This is a genomic window from Planktothrix mougeotii LEGE 06226 (genome assembly GCF_015207485.1).
Classification (GTDB): Bacteria; Cyanobacteriota; Cyanobacteriia; order Cyanobacteriales; family Microcoleaceae; genus Planktothrix.
The window spans coordinates 61,700-82,735 of record NZ_JADEWU010000005.1 but is presented as its reverse complement, the minus strand read 5'-3'; the positions used below and the strand labels follow the sequence as shown (position 1 = coordinate 82,735).

Genomic DNA, 21,036 nt, shown 5'->3' with positions numbered 1-21,036 from the left:
GGTGAAATTTAGTTACTCTATCCTAAAGTTATTCAGAAAAAAAATCAGCACTGATGTTATGATTAACCCAGTGCTGAAATTTGTTGAGCTAAAGCAAAATCTTTCTCGGTTAACCCCCCAGCGTCATGAGTTGTTAGACTAATGGTGACTTTATTATAAGAAATCTCTAAATCGGGGTGATGTCCAGCAACTTCTGAAGGTTCGACTAACTTGTTGACAAATTCAATCGCTTCAATAAAATTTTTAAATCGTTTGATTAATTTTAAATAGTCTCCTTCTACTGTCCAATCTGGAACTTGCTGGGAAAGCTGTTGAATTTGGCTATTACTGAGTCGTCCTACCATGGGCTACTTTAAAATGATAATAAATGTAGGATTAAAATAACTATCCGCTCTCACCCAGAGTTTGTGTTAGCAGTTGCTTTCACAATAGGGTAAGAGCGGTCTAGCGGGTCTCCTGGATTAGAACCTGACTGCCGGAAGATCATTTAGTATGAGTCCGGTTATCTAGGTCAGCGAGTGTCCTAAATGAACACAAACTTTGCACTAGATGACAGCCCCGGCGCACAGTCGGCATTTTCCAATCCGGTGACCCATGGGTTTACTACTTTCAATCATGGGCATCACCTCCTTGGCTCCCTAAACGGTTTAATGCGTTCAGTGTTTACATTTTTTAAGATAACACAGGATTTTAAAATTGTGTGTTCCTCAGATGTTAAGAAAATCAAATATTTTACATCGATAAAATTAAGATTTTGCAATCTATCGAGAGGAATAGGGAACAGCGATTTACTGGGAGTAGGGAACAGGGGGTGAGAAAAAGTGATTAGTCATCTTGTTTAACCCTGTTGTTCCAACTCGGCTAAATTCAGGTTTTCATAACATTCAAAGGGTTGATGAATCCAAGGGTTATCCGCTAGATAATCGACAAAATAATCGGGAGCCATTACTGAACAACTTTTATACCAGAGAACCGCCGTTTTCATCTCTTGGATTTGAGGATAACGAGATTGCAACCAACGGATAGATTCTTGTAAACTAATCCCAGAATCCACTAAATCATCCACTAATAAAACGTGACTTCCCAAGGTGTCCGTCGTCATGGTTAAGTGTTCAGCAATTTTGATCGCGCCTCGAACTTTTCCCCCTGGCCCATGATAGGATGATGTTGCTAAAATCGCCATCGGTTGTTCAAAAATCCGAGACAGAATATCCCCGACTCGTAACCCTCCCCTCGCTAAACAGACAATTTGATTAAATTGCCATTGAGACTGATAAATTTTTACCGCTAAGGTTTCAATTTTGTGGTGGTATTCCGTCGCTGAAATATACAAATCGCTCATACTGGGTAATGGTTCAAAACACAAAGGATTGTTCAAATCATATCAAAGACTTAGGACATTTTAGATAAACAGCGTTCTAAATAAATTTGAGCCACTTTATCCATCGGAAGATAATGTAGACATTCTTGGAATAATCTAGCAGCCTCGGAGTAACATTCTAAATAATATTGCATTAATCCATATTCAAAGGTGGTTTTTGTCCGAAGTTTTCCGGCTTTTATTTCCGGCAAATCTGAATCAAATACTTCATATACCGTTACCGCATCAGATTTTCCTTTGACTTTGACTCGATCAATAATCCGAATTGCATACTCGTTGGCATTTCCTAAAGCCATAAAAGTAGGATGGGTAATTAATAAAGACACCCCATAATTTTTTGTTAAATTCTCAATGCGAGAAGCCACATTAACAGAATCACTAATCACTGTACTATCCAGTCGATTTTTACCCCCCACAATTCCTAACATTAATCCTCCGGTATTAATACCAATTCCAATTTTAATCGGGGGACGTTCGGGGCGTTGTCGGGTTTCATTATACTCATTCAGTCGGCTAATCATTGAAATCCCAGCCCGAACTGCATCATCAGCAGACCCGCCAAATAATGCCATAATTTCATCCCCAATATATTTATCAATAAAACCATAATTTTCGACGATGGCAGGTTCCATGCGACTTAAAAACGCATTAATAAATTTAAAATTATCTTCAGGAGTCATCCCTTCAGAAAGGCTGGTAAAGTCCCGAATATCAGCAAATAAAATCGACATTTCCTTTTGAACTGCCGCCCCTAACTGAACTTCTACAATACTTTCATAACCTAAAAAAGATAGAAATTCATGGGGAACAAATCGCGCCGCCGCATCCGTTAGTTCAAATTCCGAATCTAACGCTTCATCTAAATGAAGATTCAATTCTGAAAGTTTTGCCATAAATTGTAAGCGTTCTTCTTCGGCAGTTTTTCGTTCTGTAATATCAACGACAAACCCTTCATAATACAGTAATTCATTCTGATCATTAAAGACAGCCCGTGCATTTTCTGAAATCCAAATAATGCTACCATCTTTGCGGTAGGCTTTAAATTCAAATCCTGAAACTTCCCCTTGTTGATCAATTAATTGTATAAAATCTAATCGGCGTTGAGAATCTACATAAATTTGTTCTTCAACATTCATAACCGTTGACATTAAATCCCAAGGAGAATCATAACCTAAAATCTTCGCTAAGGCAGGATTTGCACTGATATAATGCCCCGCCCTGGTGGTTTGAAATAAGCCTTCACTGGCATTTTCAAATATACTGCGATATTTTTCTTCGGCTTGTCTTAAAGCCAGTTCTGTTTGCTGACGTTTTGTGATATCTTGAAACGCCAGAATCGCATACATTAAATCCCCCTCTTCATCATAAGTCGGTGTTACCCAATTTTCAAGCAATATCGTTTGTTCTCCTTGATTCACTTCTAAAATAAACGTGGTATCGGGTGTAGGATTATATAAATCACAATAAGGTGTTAATTGATCAAATTGATGCTGTTGACACCAATTGAGATAAGCTTGATAAATATTAGATAAAGCTTCACAAAATAATCCAGGAGTGACTTTAGTTTTGAGCAATTGTTGAGCTTTTTGATTGGTAAAATAGGGTTTACCCGTAGGGTCTAAAACAGCAACGCCAACCGGAATTCCTTCTAAGAATTGCGTCATCTGTTGTTCATTATTACGAACTTGAGAATAAAGTTTCGCATTATCAATGGAAATCGCGGCTTGAGAAAACAGAATTTTGAGGACTTCTAATCGTTCTGGAGTAAACACTGCGGTTGCTAAGTTATTTTCAAGGTATAGAATTCCAATCAATTTTCCTCGATTTTGAATGGGAGTCATGAGGATTGATTTAGATTGATGTTCTATTAAATAAGGATCATTACGATACCGAGATTCTTGACGAGCATCTGCTAAAATCATAAACTCTTGGGTTTGAATCACGGTATTTAAAATTAACAAAGGTAAGGCATTACTTTGTTCTACAGAAACGGATTTTAATAAGGATTCAATCTCAATAGACCCTCCGTTCATCGGGTTTAAACTGGCTATTGCTTCTATCGCTAATTTTCCTGATTTAGATAAAAGAATACAACATTTTTCGGCTCCTGCGTTTTCAATTACCACTTGAATTAATCGTTTCAAAAGTTGTTCTAAATCGATTTCTTGAGATAAAGCTTGAGAAGCTTTTGTCACCGTTGCTAAATCGAGAGCAGCCGAACCTCCATGACTACTAGAAATAATAGTTTCTGTAGCATTATTACTGATTGTTGTTCCTGTTGTAGGAATAACAAGTTGTGATAAAATAGAATGTAAAAGTTGAGGATAACGAGATTCTAAATCTTTGACTTTTGCCAAAGCACCCCAATGAGCATAACTATAATAGGCATCAATTAAATAAACCCGGGCTATTTTTTCTTTCCCCCAATCTAAATAAAATTTAGCCGCTAATTCCTCTGCTAACGCTTCTTCTTGAATAAATTGATAGGTTTTAGCTAAAGTAATCGCTTGTTCATAGGCTTCAATGGCTTTAATATAATCTCCTTGAATGTGGTTAAATTCTGCCTCCACCAAATAAAATAGATGGGAAAAGTTCATCGGAGTCCCCTGAGAAAAAGCTTTTAATTTTTCTTGGTTTTGAGTTACTTTTTCTAAAATTTTAACTTGGTCTTCCGGCGATAACTCCGGGTAGATTGCTAAATCAATTAAAGATTGATAACAATAAAAAAACGGTTGTAAAACAAAATAGGTGTCTTGGTTTAAATAGTATTCAGCTTGCTGAGACCATTCCTTCGCCTGTTGTAATTTATCTAATCTATAATTCAGAACCATGAAATTTAAACTAAGTTCAAAAGAAATTTCCTGGGTCGAATATCCAATTTCAGTCGTTCCTATTGTGCCATTTTCAGCATAACCTGTAAAATTTAATGAGGTGTCTCCCTCTAATTTTCCATTTAAAATTTGCAAGCTTTGATGATAGGTGGTAAAAATTAATAGTTCTGACGGACATTTAAAATTTTGTAATTGATTTAAACACTGACTCAATTCAAGCTCCAATTCAGAGACATCCTTTCCTGTGAAATAAGCGATTTCAAGATAAGCTTGAGCGAGACAATAAGCTTCATCAATTTTCCCAGCTTCTTGAGCTTGTAAATAGCAAGTTTTGAGGGGAGATAAAACCTGCTTTAAGGAAGTTTTCCAAGGTTTAATAAACCGATAAACCAGTTGTTTAATTTTGATAATGAATGCGGAATTTGCTTGTTTTTGCGATAATTCTAAAGCTAATTCTCCCATTTGATTCCCGAACTCAATTTCCCCTTGGGTACAAAGAATAAATCCAAAGACAGCATAGACAAAACTTGATAACGTTGTATTTCCTTGTTGATAGGATAAATGAATGAGTTTTAAAACCCAAAATGGGAATTGTTCGGGAATTACCCGATAAGCGGAAGGAAAAGCAGAGGTTAAAATTGTAAATAAATTTACTAAATTAGTATCGGATAATTCGGGTAAATCTAATAACGCTAAGGGTGTTCTTCCCCCTAAATCAGTCATAAAATTATGCTTAAATTTTTGCCAACTTTCTTGACTAAAATTATCACCCCAGGTAACCCCTAATTGTTGACAAACAGCTAATGCAAGATTGACCGCATTTTGATCTTGATTTTGGTTTCTATAAGCTTGAATCATTAACTCATAAATTCTTACTTTATGTCCTAATATTTTAGCATTTTCTAAAACAATATTTCCCCACTTCTGTAAATTTTCCCAATCTTGACTAAGATAAGCAATTTCTGCTGCTTCTGTGTATAATTCTAAGGTTAATTGATAGTCTCGTTCCCAACTTTCACTTGCCAATAACCCCAGACCAATCGCTAAATGTCCAATGGCTGTCGGATAGGCGGTGGCAATTTTCGCTTTTCGTCCGGCTATTAAATTAAATAAGGCTAATTGATCTCGTTCTTTTTGATCCTGAATTAAGCCGACTCCTAAATTAAGTTGATTAATAATATTTAATAAAACTTCGGTTGAAATGATATTTAAAATCATCTTAATGGATTGATTAAAATATTGTTTTTTAATTTGATTTAAAAGGGAATTTCCGATTTTCAAATGGGTCGCTTGTCGTTGATGAGTTGGAATTAAAAGATAAGCAGCTTGTTGAACCCGGTCATGAATAAATTGGTATTTATCAATACCGGGTTGTAACAACGGTAAGGTTTCATTCGGATCAAAGTGTGAAGGGGAAGATACTTCGGTTTCTAAGGAATAAAAGGGATAAATATCTCTAGCAATAACAATAAATTGAGCCTGTAAAGCAATTTCTAAAGCTTTTAATGTTTCTAAATAAGTTTTTTGAGTTGAGGTGGCTAAATCTACTGCATTAAATTGATTTCCTAAACAAGCCGCAATTTTTAAAATTTCTTGGGTATCTGGCGGTAATTGTTGTAATTGATGAAGAATTAAATCTAAAATATTAGAGTTAATAGAACGGGTTTTAATTTGAGTTAAATTACATTGCCAACCTCCGAATAAATTTCGATTTTTCAACGAAGATTGAGGCGGATTAAACCAAATTAGTTCTTCTGTGTATAAGGATTGGAGAAATTGACGAACAAAAAAAGGATTTCCTTGTGTTTTTTGACTGACTAATTCTGCCAAAGGTTTAGCCCGGTCTAAGGAACAAACTAATGTTTCTGCTATCAGTTGATTAATGGCAGAATCTTCTAAAGCATTTAAAGGAATTCGATGTAAGGGAATTCCTGAATTTTCTAAGGTTTCTAAGATTTTAATTAAAGGATGGGTTTCCCCGATCTCGTCATCCCGATACGCTAAAATTAACACTAAGGTGGGAGGTGTAGAATAAATATTTTGTTCAGGACTCATCAAAACCTGAATTAATCGTAAGGATTCAACATCAGCCCATTGTAAATCATCTAAAAAAATGACTAAGGGATGATGAGGTTGGGCAAAAGTTTGAATTAGCTTTTGAATTAAGCGATTAAACTGATTCAGGTCAATTTTGACCTCCAATTCAGTCAGGGAAGACTGTTGATTTAATAAAACTTTCAGTTCAGGAATAACAGCCATTAAAACCGGGGCTTGATCTCCGAGTCCATTTAAAAGTTTCTTTTTCCAAGCTTCTACCTGTTCCAAAGGTTCAGTTAACACTTGTTGAATTAATTGTTTAATCCCTTGTACCCATCCCCAGAAAGGCGTATTCGTTTTAAATTGATCAAATTTTCCGGTGATAAAATAACTCTCTAAGGTGACACAAGGAGTTACAGGCAAAACTCCTGTTCGACAATATGCCACGGTTTGATAGAATTCTTGAACGAGGGCAGACTTGCCTATTCCTGATTGACCTGTAATTACAATAATTTCCGATTGAGCTTTGTTTAAAATCGAATTTAAACGCTCAATTTCTGGCACTCGCCCATAAAATTTATTCGGAATAATAAATCGATCATTTAAGTCAATCGTCGCCAAAGGAAAGGTCGGAATATCCCCCAGCTTTTCCCATTGTTCTAAACAATTTTCTAAATCATAGCGCAGTCCTAATGGAGTTTGATAACGCTCCTCTGGATTTTTAGCCATCAATTTTAAAATAATATTATTGAGCATTATCGGTAAGGTTGGTTTAATTTTGCTTAAAGGCTGAGGAAGTAAGGCTAAATGAGCATGAATTAACTCTAGGGGATCAGAAGATGGAAACGGAAGTTTTCGAGTTAATAATTGATAAAGGGTTACTCCTAAAGAATACAAATCTGTGCGATAATCAATACCCCAATGGGTTCGTCCGGTTTGTTCGGGAGACATATAAGCTAAAGTTCCTTCTAATCCTTGAGAATTAACAACTTCTTGATGGGAATGATTGAGTTGAATAGAAATACTAAAATCAATCAGTTGAACCCTCAAAGTTTCCGGGTGAATTAAAATATTTTGCAGCTTAACATCTTTATGAATGACCCGATGTTGATACAATTGTTCTAAAATTTGAGTAATTTCAATGGCAATTTTTAATAATTCACTTAAGGTTAGTTCTCGCTGTACTAAATAATCGGCTAGTGAAATATAGCCTTGATCAGCCATAATCAAGGCAAACCCATTACAATAGGGTTCTAAATCCAGAATCGGAACAATACCGGATATATTAAGAGCTTTGGCAATGCGATATTGATTTCTAAATTCAATCAGGGAGGGTACGGTTGGATATTCACTGCGTAATAGTTTAATCACAACCGGGTAACCATCAGACAAACGAATCCCACGATAAACCAGTGTTCTCGAACCATTATAAATCGGGTTAAGAATCTGATAGCCAGGTAAAGTGATCATAGCGGGGTTCTTGTTTATCGAAACCGGGAAAGGGTGTCATCTGAAAATAGGACGTGTGGTGATTAACACCTCACTCCTTCACATCAGAAAGGCAAGTTACGAAGCGGTTTGTTGAGTACGCGGTGGCGGGTGGGGGGTAGCGGGGTCAGAACATACAACGGTCAACTCTCAGTGCTCAACATCCTCAACTCTTTTTTTTAATGATAATTGATTCAGTGAGGGTCGTCCGATAGCCCCTGCAAATATCCAACCTTCGGGTAATATTGTCCCTGTTAGAATTACTTCTGTGCAGTTGGCCTCATTGACAACAGCACCCTGAAGAGTAGCATCGGAAAGATCAGCCTGTGTTAAATTTGTCCCACTCAAATTAGCATCCTTTAGATTAGCGCGAACCAATTGCGCCTGACTCAAATCAGCATCACTGAGATCTGCACGACTCAAATCACAAGAATTCAATCGAGTCTGTTGTAAATTAGTCCCAACACATTTGACTCGCTGTAGATTAGCCCCTGTCATGTTAGCTTGGCTTAAATTCGCCACTACTAATTTAGCGTAATTTAAGTTAGCATGGGTGAGGTTGGTTTGTTGAAGATTGGCTCCTATTAAATTAGCATGACTTAAATTAACTCCCGTTAAATCGAGAGCGGATAGATTTGCGCCTTGAAAATTGCGATCGCCATTCTTATATCTTCGCAGCAGTTCTCCGCCATTGGTAATGCTAATATCTCGTTGGGGGGGAAACCGTAAATGAAAGGTTAAAGTATTCCCGCTTTCAATGACTCGTGCTAATTCTTCATAAAAAGGATAGGAACCTAAACCGCTTAACCTCAACCAACCCCGTGAACGAGTCATCGCCACAAATAATTGATTACGGAAATTAAGGTTATTTTCAGCACTAGCAATTTGATCTAAACCTACCAAATAAACCATATCTGCTTCATGTCCTTTGGCTCGATGAATCCGAGAAATCGTTACCCCGCCTTCACACCAAAAATGATTGGCATGGGTATTATTAGAAGTCGGTTTGAGAATATTACAGTCTGGTGTTCCAGGGATGAAAATATCAATTCCTTGCTGCATTAAACAATTAGCAATCTGGGTTTCAAGTTGTATCGCTTCCCACCCTATTCCTAACACAATGACTAATATTTCTCGACTGGGACGTAACCCATCAATTTTTAAGTTGTATAGAATGCGATCGCTTAAAGCGGTTAATTCTTCTGAACGAGAACGATAGGCCTCAAATTCAATTAAAGGTTTTTTCCATAACGTCGCCACCGGATGAGGCGAATGATTTTCAGGACGCTGAATTGTAATCGTTTCACCTGATTTTAAAGGAGAATTATAGGGAGAGTTTTCTGGCTTTTTTAAATTCGTTAACTTGACTTTATACCCCATCATTTCCCAATCTTCTGCCCACTTCATTCCGGTTAATAATCCTTGCGGACGCAATAACCCTAAACCAATCCCGTGAGCGGCCGTTAAAATCGGATCTGGAATCCGATAAGATCGAGACATAATCTCGGTTTTTTTAATTCCGTTGCCATATTCTCCCGTAACCAATTGTCCCCACTCATCCCCGAACAATTCACTCGCCGTCGGTACTTTTAAACTTTCTAAACTTTGAACTTCATCATAGGCCCAAATCAATCGTTTTTGAGGAATTTCAGAATTATTGTCTTCTTCTCGATTAACAGGACGTAAGGCTTGATACGCCATCCAATAAAAAGGCTGTTTTCCCTCAAATTTTAAATCTTCATCAACAATAAAATCCTGACCTTCATCAATTAAAATAGCATCAAAAATAGTGGGAATCGTTGCCGATGCTAATAAATGATAACAAGCTTCTGCTAAGGCTTCATTGGCGTTTGAACGAGTCGTTTGTTGAACACTTTGGCTCCAAACTCCCGCAGCTTGACAAATAGTACGATAAAAACCAGGTTGATCCTTTGCCCCCCAAGCATGAAGAACTTTTAATTTAGAATTCTGGGGATCATACCTGATTTGATTACAACTAAACCGCTTTAACCCTTGATCAATGTATTGTAAAATTGGATCATATAAACTGCGACTAAAAAATACAACGGCAATATCCCATTCAGGATGCTTTAGGTGCATTTGTGCTGCTTTTTGACACAGTAACACCGTTTTTCCTGAACCTGCAATACCCCGAATTCGTTGTGGCCCTGGGGGGATTACTTTGGCAATTTGTTCCTGTTGTAAATCCAGTTCAGAAATACGTTTTCTAGCAATAGCTAACACTGCACTGCGCGTTAAAGCGGTTTCTAAATCCTCCGTTTGGCTGAAAAAAAAGCGACGACTCGGTGGACGAAATAACGGTGTTCCACTAATAACCGCCTTTAACAGTGCCCATTGTTCCTCAGAAAGTTTACTTCCCCGCGTGACTAACGGTGCATTCTCAATTTTTTCAATTAAACTAGAATGTTGACCGTTGACAGGTGAAGGTTCCGAGAAAAAGGGTGTGTTTGCTGTAATTAAAGATTCGACAGTCTTAAACCCTAGATCCTCTTGAAATACAATAGGAGGAGAACTCGGCAACCGATCAAATCCCCGGTATTGCCATTGAGAGTGAAGAATGCGAGGTAAGGCGACGAGGACACGACCCGGAACCTGATGATGCAGAATCTCTTCTAAATTGCAATAGTCCAGTAAGGCAAATAGTTGATGTTCTGCCTGTTGATAGGGGTTCGCCTGGGTGGTATAAAAGTCTTGGAGTTCCCAACGATGACCTGTAATTCCTAGAATTTGCTCAATTGTTATTGATTTCACCTCAATAATAATTAATCCCAATTCTGCATCTACGATTAAAATATCCGGTTCTTTCCGAAAGGTTCCCAATTTTTTCGAGAAAATCGGATAACGCCAATAGGCAATACAATCTCGTGGCTCAAAGCTTTGACAAATCGCCATCCAGACTTGAGATTCGGCTTTTTCTCCCCCCATAAACAGGGGTTCAGTAGTAATAAATTTACGATCTGGGGACAAAGATTCTCCGATTATTTTTAGGGTGTGGGGAAACAGAGGAAAGGAGGAGACAAGGAGTAGGGTGCACTTCTGGCGACTCGCCCACACCAACAACAGTCAACCATCCTTAGTTCTACCTTAAAATCTGGGTAAAAAAGCGATTTTTGGAAGATAATAACTAGGAGCAAAACTCTTGCAACAACAGGACATCTTGACTATTCACCCTAAAATTGTTTCTGACACCATTCTGATGATCTAGGTTTTGACCTCCCTGGGAGTGTCAACTTATCTCAACCTCTGTTAACTTTGTTTTACCTGATATCCACTAAGCGTCGATCACAAACTCAATTGAGTCTCATGGCTCCTTTTTATCGCCTGACCTTATTTGTATTCGCTTGTATTGCCTACTGCGGTGGAACGTTCTGCTTCAGTGGAAGTGCGGTTGCGAAGGTTGAGAACGAAACCCAACATCTCACAGACACAAACCGCCATCTCTTTACCCGACCCCTCACGGCTGGGTCTGATTTAGAGCGTTCTGCTGTATCCCGGCAAATTGCCCAAAATAACCCTGAAAAACCGCCAGCCAAAGAGCCTAAAAAACCGCCGAAACCCAAAAAATCATCTTTCCGCTTCCCCTCAAAGATATTAATCCTAGGGGTAGGAGCTTTCGTGATTACGCTCGGAGCTATTTTAATCTTAATTCGGCTGATGAGTCCTCCTAATGAGGATGAAGATACAGTGGTGGATATTGAGGCGCAAACGGTTCCAGAAAATCTCCCGGAACCCCCAAAAATACAATCCCCCCCGCCATCAGTAGAGGTTAAAGCCATTACCCAGGGACAGATGCAAGTTTCTCCCACGGTTCTCCAACGGTCACAGCCTCCGGCTCCTGTAGAACAAAATGGTTATCGAGACACGACATTACAGGTTTCTCCCCCCGATACGCCATCGGACAAACCGACGACCTCTGAAAACCCCCTAGGCGTGAATATCCCCGTAACGGATACGGTCAATCTTAATCCACAGTCCTATGGACTGAAACTTGATCCCCAGGACAAATGGATTAATGATTTAAAACAGACCAGTCCTGATATTAGAAATAATGCAATTTGGGAACTGGCGCAAGCAGGAGATTCGAGGGCTATTCAACCGTTATTAGAGTTATTAATTTATTCGGATTCTAATCAACGTAGTTTAGTTTTAGCTGCTCTCTCAGAAATTGGAACTCGCACGTTAAAACCCCTGAGTCGCGCCTTAAGTTTGTCTCTCCAAGATGAAAATGCTGAAGTTAGAAAAAATGCTATTCGAGATTTAACCCGAATTTATGATTTAGCAACACAAATGAATCAAATCTTACAGCGAGCTATGGATGATCCTGATCCTGAAGTTAAAGAACTGGCTAAATGGGCAACTAATCGATTAAGCCGCCTCCGTTCTGTTTCGACCCACGATGAACCTCCGAGTTGAAGGTAAGGCCCTAGAACAGGGAATTTCAAGCTGGTTTCCTCTGAAAAAAATTATATTCTATCCCTATTCCCTATTTTCTGTTCCCTGTTCCCTGTTCGTAATTCGTAATTCGTAATTCGTAATTCCCTGTTCTAAATCACCGTTTTCCGCAAAAATAAGATTAAAGCTTCACTAATTTCTTGAGGCCAATGTTCTTGGGGATAATGTCCGGCTTTTTCTAACGTCACAATTTCAGCCCCAGAAATTCCGTTTGCAAAGGTTTCCACATCGCTAAACTCTAACCAAGGATCGATTAATCCCCAAATAATTTGAGTCGGATGATGCCAATTTTTAAACCCAGATTCAATTTCTGTTAGGGCATCTTTTAAACGCAAATTTTTTAAGGTTGCTAAGAGCGATCGCCCCGCAGCAGACGCTTTTAAAAAGGGACTCCTATAAACTTCTAAAACTTTATCCTCAATTACATATTTACTGCCGCCTTCCAAAGTACGATCTACTAATAAGGGATCTTGAGTCATCATATCCCCGACAAACGGTAACGCCATTTGTTGTAATTTCCAGGGAAGTTTAGCTGAAGTCGAAACCGGAGTATTGAGAATAATTAATTTTTCAATTTGTTCAGGATGACGCAACGCATATTGTAACCCCATTGAACCTAAAAATCCTTGCACAACTAAAGAAAATTTTTCTACTTTTAATTGTTCAAAAAATTCCTCTAATCCTTGAATAAACCCATCAGGAGTATAAGCAAAATCTCGTTTATCCGGTTTTCCTGAATATCCCGATCCAATCCAATCCGGTGCGATCGCTTTATATCCTTGTTTTTCTAATTCCTCCATAATCACCAACCAACTATAACTCTGAGAAACTAATCCATGCAAAAACACCACAGGAATTTTATCAGTTGTTTCTGGGTTATTTTCCCGATAAAACCACTCTAAAGATCCAACTTTAATTTCGTTTTTAGTAATTGACATAATATAGCAGGGAACAGGGAACAGGGAACAGGGAACAGGGAATATTACCCATTCGTAATTCGTAATTCGTAATTCGTAATTCGTAATTCGTAATTCGTAATTCGTAATTCGTAATTCGTAATTCGTAATTCGTAATTCGTAATTCGTAATTCGTAATTCGTAATTCGTAATTACCCACTTAAAAACAGTTGTAGAGACGTTGAATCCAGCGTCTCTACACAGGTTGAAATCATGAAAATGAATCAAAATTTAGAAGTTCATTTCAGCCGCTTGAACTTTCTCAATCTGTTTCTTCTTCATCACCAGCATTACTTGAGCTAACATCACCAAGGCGATAAAAGCAATTAACCCAGTAACACGAGTGGAACTTTGCAGAACGATTTCCGTATCATGCTGACCAAAGCCACCCACGTTGGGGTTATCGGTTAAAGCATCACCAACGGCGACAGTTTGACCTTCAGAAACAATCACAGAAGGGCCAGGAGGAATTTCATCCACAACGGTTTGACCGTCCGCCGTTTGAATGGTAACTTGAGAACCCGATCCCTCTTCAGAGGTCACTTGGGTAACGGTTCCAGCAACGGAAGCTTTATAAAGCGTATTATTGCTAGAATTTCCAGCCGGATAGACTTGACCGCGACCCCGGTTTCCGCCAACATGAATCGCAAATTTACCATAGTGAACGGATTTATCCGTTGCAGGGTCAGGAGACAACACCGGGAAGATAATTTCCTGATGTTCTTCCCCAGGTAACGGCCCCACAATGACCACATTTTCTTGATCTTCACGATAGGGTTGGAAATAAAGATCCCCAATTTCCTCTTTCCATTCTTCAGGAATGCGATCTTCTGGAGCAATCTTAAAGCCTTCGGGCAGCATTAACACCGCACCGACGTTTAAACCCCCTTTACTACCATCTCCAAGCACTTGCTGAACATTGGTATCGTAAGGAACTTTAACAACCGCTTTAAAAACAGTATCCGGTAAAACAGAATGGGGGACTTCAATTTCTGTCTGCTTTGCCGCTAAATGACAGTTCGCACAAACAATTCGTCCCGTCGGTTCACGGGGGGTGAGGGGTGCTGTTTCTTGCGCCCAAAAGGGGTATGCCGCAGCAGACTGGGGTAGAGCAAAATCACCCCCAAAGAAGAAAGCGACGGCAGCAACAGCAACCCACACTAACTTCCACAGCCTAGAACGGCGTACAGTTAGGCCTTGATCAATTTGTCGCATAAAAGATTGTTCTATCTCTCTCAAAGTCAACCTACTGTTTCATACTTAGATTTAGATTCCAGATTTTAGAAACCCAAGCCCAAATCTAAAGCCTAAAATTTATTAAGACCACCAGGGATTTTCACCCGTGCGGAAGTCGGTTTCTGTCCAAGGAGTAAAGTTCAATTTGTCGTCATCCGTAACGGTGGCGTGAACCAATGCTAAGGATAACGGTGCTGGCCCACGAACAACTTTACCTGTGTCGTTATATTGAGATCCGTGACAGGGACACATAAATTTATTTTCGCTGGCGTTCCAAGGCACCACACAACCTAAGTGGGTACAAACCGCATTGATTCCATAGTCCGCTAAGGAGGAATCCTTTTCAACCACCATGTAGGTTGGATCGCCTTTCAAGCCTTGGGCTAAAACGCGATCACCGGGTTTATGGGTGGATAAAAATTCACTGACGATAACATCGTTACCCAGAGCATCTTTAGCCGTAACGCCACCACCTGCGGCACCACTAGCGGGAGGAAGAAAATATTTGACCACCGGATACAGTGCACCGACAGCAACGCCTGTGACTGAACCGAAGGTTAGTAAGTTCATGAATTGACGACGCCCCATGCTTGGAGCATCCGAGGTTCCTGAAATTTGAGTCATCGAAAATTTGGGTTTGAAACCCCGTTCTTTGAGAACGGCTTTATCTTGTTTTTGAATACTACCGCCTTGGGGCTAGTTAACTCGGTGTACCAATGCAATTGCACTTTCAACAGGACAATTACTGTTTCAAATCTTCCAACCCTGTACGCATAGCATTTTGCTCTTTCGAGCCTCCCTTGCGGGGTGATGTTAGCTGAGTGCTTCGCACACGCTACGCGAACGCCAAAGTTTTAAGAGCTTTTTAGACTTGCAGCACTGTTTCAGTGACCTTAAAACTGTTTAACTGCAAATGACAGAGCCAGGAACTAGCTACGCATTCGCTGGGTGTCGTGACTCAAAAAACGTAGTCAGTTAAGACTTAGGCTGGTCAGAATGACTTGTCAGATTTCTCTTTCAAGCCTCATGCCTTTAGGCTGAGGTTCCTGACTCCGCTTGACAACGGCAAGCCCGATCTTCGCTCACTAAGCATTATCACATTATTTGTACCGCTCAACGCAACTTACTCAAACCGACTCAAAGGCTGAAAGTCTAGTCATTCGTAGTGGGTCAAGTACCGAGTGGGTTAAACAGCAAACCCTTTATTTATCGGTTAGCGGTTGACGCAAGAGTACGGAGTCAGAAGTTAATGCTTTCCCCTCCCTCTGCTTGTTCTGTTCTCACCGGGCTTCCCTGGCTCTGTTTTTGGTAATCTAATGTCAAATACAATATCTTAAAATTTAATGAGTGTTACATCTTTTCGCCCTTTGAGGGGGTTTCAGGTTCCTTCTGTGTCAACGGCTATGACCTTTTGTGGGTTAGTCCTGACCGTTTTATTTTTATTAATCGCAGTATTATCCCCGTTATTTTCAACTTGGGGATGGATACAAAGTCCTACAGAATTTCTGTCTAATCCTATCCATCAACCGCCTTCTCCTCAACATTGGTTTGGAACCAGTCGCTTAGGATATGATGTCTTTTCTCGGACGTTATTTGGAACTCAAGTAGCTTGGCAAGTGGTGTTATTAGCAACGCTTTTAAGTGTGGGAATTGGGGTTCCTTTGGGAATGGTGAGTGGATATTTAGGAGGTAAAATAGATCGGGTTTTATTATTTTTAATGGATACGATTTATACGTTACCTGGATTATTACTTTCCATTACTTTAGCATTTGTTGTGGGCAAAGGGGTTTTGAATGCTGCGATCGCTTTAAGTGTTGCTTATGTTCCTCAATATTATCGAGTGGTTCGTAACCATACAACTTCGGTTAAGACGGAATTATTTATTGAAGCCGCCCAAGCATTAGGAGCTAATACTTGGACAATTTTAACTCGTTATTTATTTTTAAATGTGATTCAAAGTGTTCCGGTATTATTTACATTGAATGCGGCGGATGCAATTTTAACGTTAGGAGGATTAGGGTTTTTAGGGTTAGGTTTACCGGATGAAGTTCCCGAATGGGGTCATGATTTAAGAATCGCCTTAGAAGCCTTACCTACAGGGATTTGGTGGACAACTTTATTTCCGGGTTTAGCGTTAACTATTATGGTCGTTGGTTTATCTCTATTAGGAGAAGGATTAAATGATTTTCTTAATCCTCGTCTTCGCAATCAACGTTAACAAAATCAGAACATTTCCACTCTTCATCATCCCCTAAAAAAATAGCTGTCTTCGATTAAGTGGGACAGCTTTGAAAATTAATATTAAATCCTTAAATGTTTGCTACGCATCTAGTCGCTGTAGAGACGTGCCATGGCGCGTCTCTACAAAGGTTTATAGCACTACGCATTACGGTGTTTGACATTTATGTGTTCCCTGTTCCCTCTTCAAGTAGCGCTATAGGATAATAATCTGTAGCATCGATTTCAGGATTTCATATAAGAATTTCTACTTTTTAAATTTTGATTAAAACACTGTTTTTTACCCTAAAAAAATTATCTCCCGCTAATCTTGGTGAATGTAACGGGAGTCAAGAACGCTGTAATTTAGATAGGGTTTTTATTCTAAGCACACTTAAGATGGCTTGAATCACGATTCTACCGTTTCCTCCGAAACTTCTGTATCTAAGTTATCAGGATCAACATAATAACAAACGGTATCATCAACGCAGATCAAAGCCCAGCCCGATTCATCAATGGTTTTCAATTTGTAGGCTCCTTGTTTAACAAAAAAGCCTTTGTGGTTGCGGGTTTCGGGTTTAACAAAAACTTGGCTATCCATAGTCATCCCATCTCCTGATTTTAATGATTAAGTTTTTTGTGAACGGTTGATTATGATTGTTAATGACTGAAGTTTCCAAATCTTATCATTATTTTTTAGATTTGTTTGTTAATTTATGTAATTTTTTGTTACGCCTTCTCAATAATTCCTCTGAGATCGTCGATTTTCAGTCATTAACAGCCATTTTCAGTCGATCCCCGGCAACCCTACTTACTCAAATATCTCTTGAGTGCCTGTGAACAATTACCTATTTTATCCTATCTAATCAACAAAAATAGGTAAATATTCCCTAACCCTCAAACAACCAATTCTTAACTTTTGTTAAGGATTTCCAATCGGGTTTACGGGTTAATCCCTCTTGAAAATTTTTAGCGATTTCCTTTTGCCAATCTGCATCAACTAATACCAGTTGACTGGCGAGTTCAACGTGAGAACGCACCCCCGGTTTCCCTAACTCCAACATCGCCGTCGCTAAATTCACTCTGGCTTGAGGATCATGGGGATTGAGTTTAACGGCTGATTTCGCTGCGTTATAAGCTAATTTGGGTTTATCGGCTAACAAATATAACCACGCTAAACTGGTCCAAGCATTACTATTTTTAGGAGCCTGATTACAAATTTCTTTAAACACTGGAATTAGTGTTTCGGGATCTTCACCCGCTTGATAGCGTTCATAACCGTCCTTAAATAATTCTTCAGGAGTTGCCATAAGTCGTTCTACATTCAAAATACAGCGATAGGTTATAAATTTAGGTGTTTTTACCTAATTTATCACCTATCGCAAATTGCCAATCTTTAATTGTAGCAGGGAATGGGGCGTAGACAGGAAGAGACAATTATTCATCCCTCGTAGGGGTGGGGTCTCCCCACCCAATCTTCGCCTCTCCTCCCAAACCTCTCAATCTTCACCTCCCAACCCCGAAAAATGCGGGTTCATTCCTGACTCGTTATGGGCGGGAAGACCCCGCCCCTACAAAATTTTGAAAGAATGTTATGTCGCAAAGGATTTACCACAACCACAGGTTTGAGTCGCTTGAGGATTGGTAAACTGGAACCCACCCCCAATCAAAGCATCTGTATAATCGAGGACTAGGCCGTAAATGTAGAGTAAACTTTTGCGATCGCAAACCACCTGAAACCCTTCATAATCAAAGACTTCATCATCCTCGCGAATGGTGCTAGGGTCAGCAAAATCCATTAAATATGACATTCCAGAACAACCGCCTTGGCGGACTCCCACGCGCAGACAAAGATCTTTTCCTTGCTTTTCGCGCAGAAATTGAACTTGCTTAATCGCTGATTCCGTCATCTGAACCCCTTGCGTTGGGGTTTGAGTCGCTTGTGTCATGGGTTGGCCTGACTCCTTTTGTAATGTTTTAAACTGATCAAAAAATAATGGCGTTTTGATCCGGTTTCTGTATTACTGAATATTTTATCGCAGACCACCGTTGCCGGGTAATGGATCTCTAATTAGGGATAAATCGGTTTGTAGACTTTCCCTCATCAGTTGTGCTGAATTCTCGAATCGTTATTATAGTAAATATCACTTATAAAAATCTTCTATATGTCTGAAGCCCTGCTAGATAGCCGATTAAAAAGAAAAATTAATAAGCTTTTAGACAACTTTACTGTAAAAAACGTTAATGCCATTATTGAGTTTATTCAAAAAAATGATAGTATTATCCCATTGCTTCAACAAAATATTTCAAAAATAGGAAACCTCTCCGATTCCGAACCCGTCGCCCATACAATAAGACGGTAGGGATATTAACTCTACCATCTACCCTAAATTTTTAAGACAGGCGCAAATTTCTATGATTCAAGGTCAAGCCAACATTGAACTTGAGGCGTTACAAGGATCTTATCTACAAGTGGATGAAAAGTCTCCGCTTCAGTTACCTAACATCAACCAAGATTTTTCCCATCCTTATTATTGGTCTGGGTTTACGATGGTTGGTAGTCCTTGGTAAGGGCTGAGGGTAAGATTTTGGCTCTCCTACCCCAAAGTGACGGAGTTTTCAGGGATTTTTCTTATAAGATGGAGAAAGCATTGCATTACAATATGGCAGGTTCAGCCATTGGTTGTGCGGCATCATCATAACTGGTGAAACTACCCAACGAGAAGATTAATTTGATGGCACGTCTCAATCACTCAACCCTTCGTCGGCTTCAAAATTTACCCCAAATTCCCAGTGTGTGGGAAGGGGATCGACGTCCCATGGCGACGGATACGAATCCCAGTATTGATCCAGACTCCGAAGCACCGGGCGAATGTATTATTTGGGTGGACGGTTCTCAGGGGATGGTGCGAGCAATGGATATGGTTCCAACGGATATGGGGCCAGAAGCAATTGTACGGACGTTATTACGAGCAATGGAACATCCCCAAAGTCCCGCACCTGTGGCTCGTCCTCAAAAAATAGTCGTTAAAGATCGCGAAATTCAATTTTTCCTGCGGGGTGTTCTGCAAGATTTAGAAATAGTGATTGAATATGTCCCGGATTTACCTCTAATTGATGAAATTTTTCGGGGGTTGCAAGAAGTGGCGGAAAGTCGCCCCCCTCAACTCCCTCTGCAATATGCGGAAATTGTTACAGAAAAAGCTTATCAGATTTGGAAAGATGCGCCTTGGGAACGCTTAGGAGAACATCAAATTATTTCCATTGAATTGAATCTCTTTGGAATTGATACCTTATATATCTCTACCTTGGGTAAACTGGGGATGGATTATGGGGTATTAATGTATCGTTCTTTGGACTCGTTAAAACGGTTTCGAGAGCGAGTTGTGAAAAATAAATCCTATGATAATTTAGAAGAAGCTTTTTTAACTCAAGATTGTTTATTTGTCACCTTTGATCGAGAAGATGATTTGGATGAAGACGAAGATGAAGATGATTTTATTAACCTCGCCAGCTTACCTTTATCGGAAATTCAACCCAATTTTGGTAATCTCCATCCCTTAGAAGGATTACGTTCAATTTTGTATGATGAAGAAGCGGCTGTTGTTTTAGTGGCATTAGAAGCACTACATCGATTTTTACGCGATAATACTCAAAAATTAGTTCGATATCAATTCCCCAGTCTTAACCGTCGGTATCGGATTCCGATTAATTTACCCGATGGGGAGAAAAAACAGGTATCGGTGAAGGTGGAAACCTTACCTGATATTGCCGATGAATTAGCTGCAATGACCTCTGATGACGAATCAGAAGATGAAGAATTAGAGGTCGAAGTTCCTCGGTTACGCGATGATTTAGTTCCTCCTAAATCGTTTTTAAGTTTAGGTGTTGTTCCTTGGGAAACTGCCAAATATTTACGGAGTAATACCCAATTTCATCAAGCCGCTGAGGGGGAAATTCCTGAAGTTGGAGATGGTTTACCAGTGGTTGTTATTCAAACCTCTAAACCCAAAGCAGAACTGTTGATTCGCAGTTTACAAGAAGCGGGAGGGCTCGAAGGCATTTGTTTTAATCCCGGTGAAGACCCCATGGCGGGACGCAATTATGATTTAGGAATTTTGAAAACGGAAGATGGAGATTTACATTTATTTGGAGAGTTTATCGAAGATGATCCCGTTCATCAAGAAGCGCGCAAAAAATGGGAACAACGGTGTAAAAAAACCAAAGGTTGGTGTGGTTTAATTATTGCCATGGGATTAACCGGGGCTTCACGGGGTCAACCTCAATTTAAGGATATGATGGCATTGTTAGAAGTTCGTTCAATTCCTTCTCAAGAGTTGGGTTTAGGGCCATTACAATTAATTCCAGCCCCGTTTTAAAAATATCTCCCAAACCTCCCTAAAAAAGGGGGGAGAT

General features: G+C 39.5%; 14 protein-coding genes. 4 read left to right on the top strand and 10 right to left on the bottom strand.

Annotated features, from left to right (window positions below; genetic code table 11):
- Positions 1-62 precede the first annotated feature (62 nt).
- The 4 genes from IQ236_RS03880 to IQ236_RS03865 all read right to left on the bottom strand — a co-directional run bounded on the left by IQ236_RS03880 (position 63) and on the right by IQ236_RS03865 (position 10,725).
- On the bottom strand, positions 63-344 hold the full coding sequence (locus IQ236_RS03880) for a 4a-hydroxytetrahydrobiopterin dehydratase (protein WP_193868043.1): 282 nt from the start codon (positions 342-344) through the stop codon (positions 63-65).
- A gap of 494 nt (positions 345-838) precedes the next feature.
- Positions 839-1,342, bottom strand: a complete 504-nt coding sequence (locus IQ236_RS03875) for a phosphoribosyltransferase (protein ID WP_193868042.1) — start codon at positions 1,340-1,342, stop codon at positions 839-841.
- 50 nt (positions 1,343-1,392) lie between these two features.
- Positions 1,393-7,719 (bottom strand): AAA family ATPase, encoded by a 6,327-nt coding sequence (locus IQ236_RS03870; RefSeq protein ID WP_193868041.1) that lies wholly within the window; start codon positions 7,717-7,719, stop codon positions 1,393-1,395.
- 168 nt (positions 7,720-7,887) lie between these two features.
- Complete coding sequence (locus IQ236_RS03865) at positions 7,888-10,725, bottom strand: pentapeptide repeat-containing protein (protein ID WP_322744077.1); 2,838 nt, start codon at positions 10,723-10,725, stop codon at positions 7,888-7,890.
- 336 nt (positions 10,726-11,061) lie between these two features.
- On the opposite strand from IQ236_RS03865, the gene IQ236_RS03860 reads away from it, so the two are divergent.
- Positions 11,062-12,171 carry a HEAT repeat domain-containing protein gene (locus IQ236_RS03860; RefSeq protein WP_193868040.1) on the top strand — a complete coding sequence of 370 codons (1,110 nt, stop codon included), beginning with the start codon at positions 11,062-11,064 and terminating at the stop codon, positions 12,169-12,171.
- Positions 12,172-12,302: 131 nt separating this feature from the next.
- Here IQ236_RS03860 and IQ236_RS03855 read toward each other — a convergent pair whose 3' ends face one another.
- The 3 genes from IQ236_RS03855 to petC form a co-directional block, all read right to left on the bottom strand.
- Positions 12,303-13,148, bottom strand: coding sequence for an alpha/beta fold hydrolase (locus IQ236_RS03855; RefSeq protein WP_193868039.1), 846 nt, complete (start codon positions 13,146-13,148; stop codon positions 12,303-12,305).
- Between the two features lie 249 nt (positions 13,149-13,397).
- On the bottom strand, positions 13,398-14,381 hold the full coding sequence (gene petA / locus IQ236_RS03850; protein ID WP_193868038.1) for a cytochrome f: 984 nt from the start codon (positions 14,379-14,381) through the stop codon (positions 13,398-13,400).
- Between the two features lie 102 nt (positions 14,382-14,483).
- Entirely contained in the window at positions 14,484-15,026 is a 543-nt protein-coding gene (gene petC / locus IQ236_RS03845; protein ID WP_072719428.1) for a cytochrome b6-f complex iron-sulfur subunit, read from the bottom strand.
- A gap of 779 nt (positions 15,027-15,805) precedes the next feature.
- On the opposite strand from petC, the gene IQ236_RS03840 reads away from it, so the two are divergent.
- Positions 15,806-16,621 carry an ABC transporter permease gene (locus tag IQ236_RS03840; RefSeq protein ID WP_407676138.1) on the top strand — a complete coding sequence of 272 codons (816 nt, stop codon included), beginning with the start codon at positions 15,806-15,808 and terminating at the stop codon, positions 16,619-16,621.
- A gap of 408 nt (positions 16,622-17,029) precedes the next feature.
- Here the strand turns inward: IQ236_RS03840 and IQ236_RS03835 are convergent, their stop codons facing one another.
- From IQ236_RS03835 to IQ236_RS03825, 3 genes are all read right to left on the bottom strand, one after another.
- Positions 17,030-17,227, bottom strand: coding sequence for a hypothetical protein (locus tag IQ236_RS03835; protein ID WP_072719426.1), 198 nt, complete (start codon positions 17,225-17,227; stop codon positions 17,030-17,032).
- A 283-nt stretch (positions 17,228-17,510) separates the two neighbouring features.
- The gene (locus tag IQ236_RS03830) at positions 17,511-17,930 is read right to left on the bottom strand and encodes a tetratricopeptide repeat protein (RefSeq protein ID WP_193868036.1); all 420 of its coding nucleotides are present in this window, start codon (positions 17,928-17,930) and stop codon (positions 17,511-17,513) included.
- A 282-nt stretch (positions 17,931-18,212) separates the two neighbouring features.
- A complete protein-coding gene (locus IQ236_RS03825; RefSeq protein WP_072719424.1) occupies positions 18,213-18,569 on the bottom strand; it encodes a HesB/IscA family protein in 357 nt (118 codons plus the stop codon).
- A gap of 466 nt (positions 18,570-19,035) precedes the next feature.
- Between IQ236_RS03825 and IQ236_RS03820 the strand changes: the two genes are divergently transcribed.
- Entirely contained in the window at positions 19,036-19,191 is a 156-nt protein-coding gene (locus IQ236_RS03820) for a hypothetical protein (protein WP_193868035.1), read from the top strand.
- 164 nt (positions 19,192-19,355) lie between these two features.
- Positions 19,356-20,999 carry a DUF6930 domain-containing protein gene (locus IQ236_RS03815; protein ID WP_193868034.1) on the top strand — a complete coding sequence of 548 codons (1,644 nt, stop codon included), beginning with the start codon at positions 19,356-19,358 and terminating at the stop codon, positions 20,997-20,999.
- The last annotated feature ends 37 nt before the right edge of the window (positions 21,000-21,036 follow it).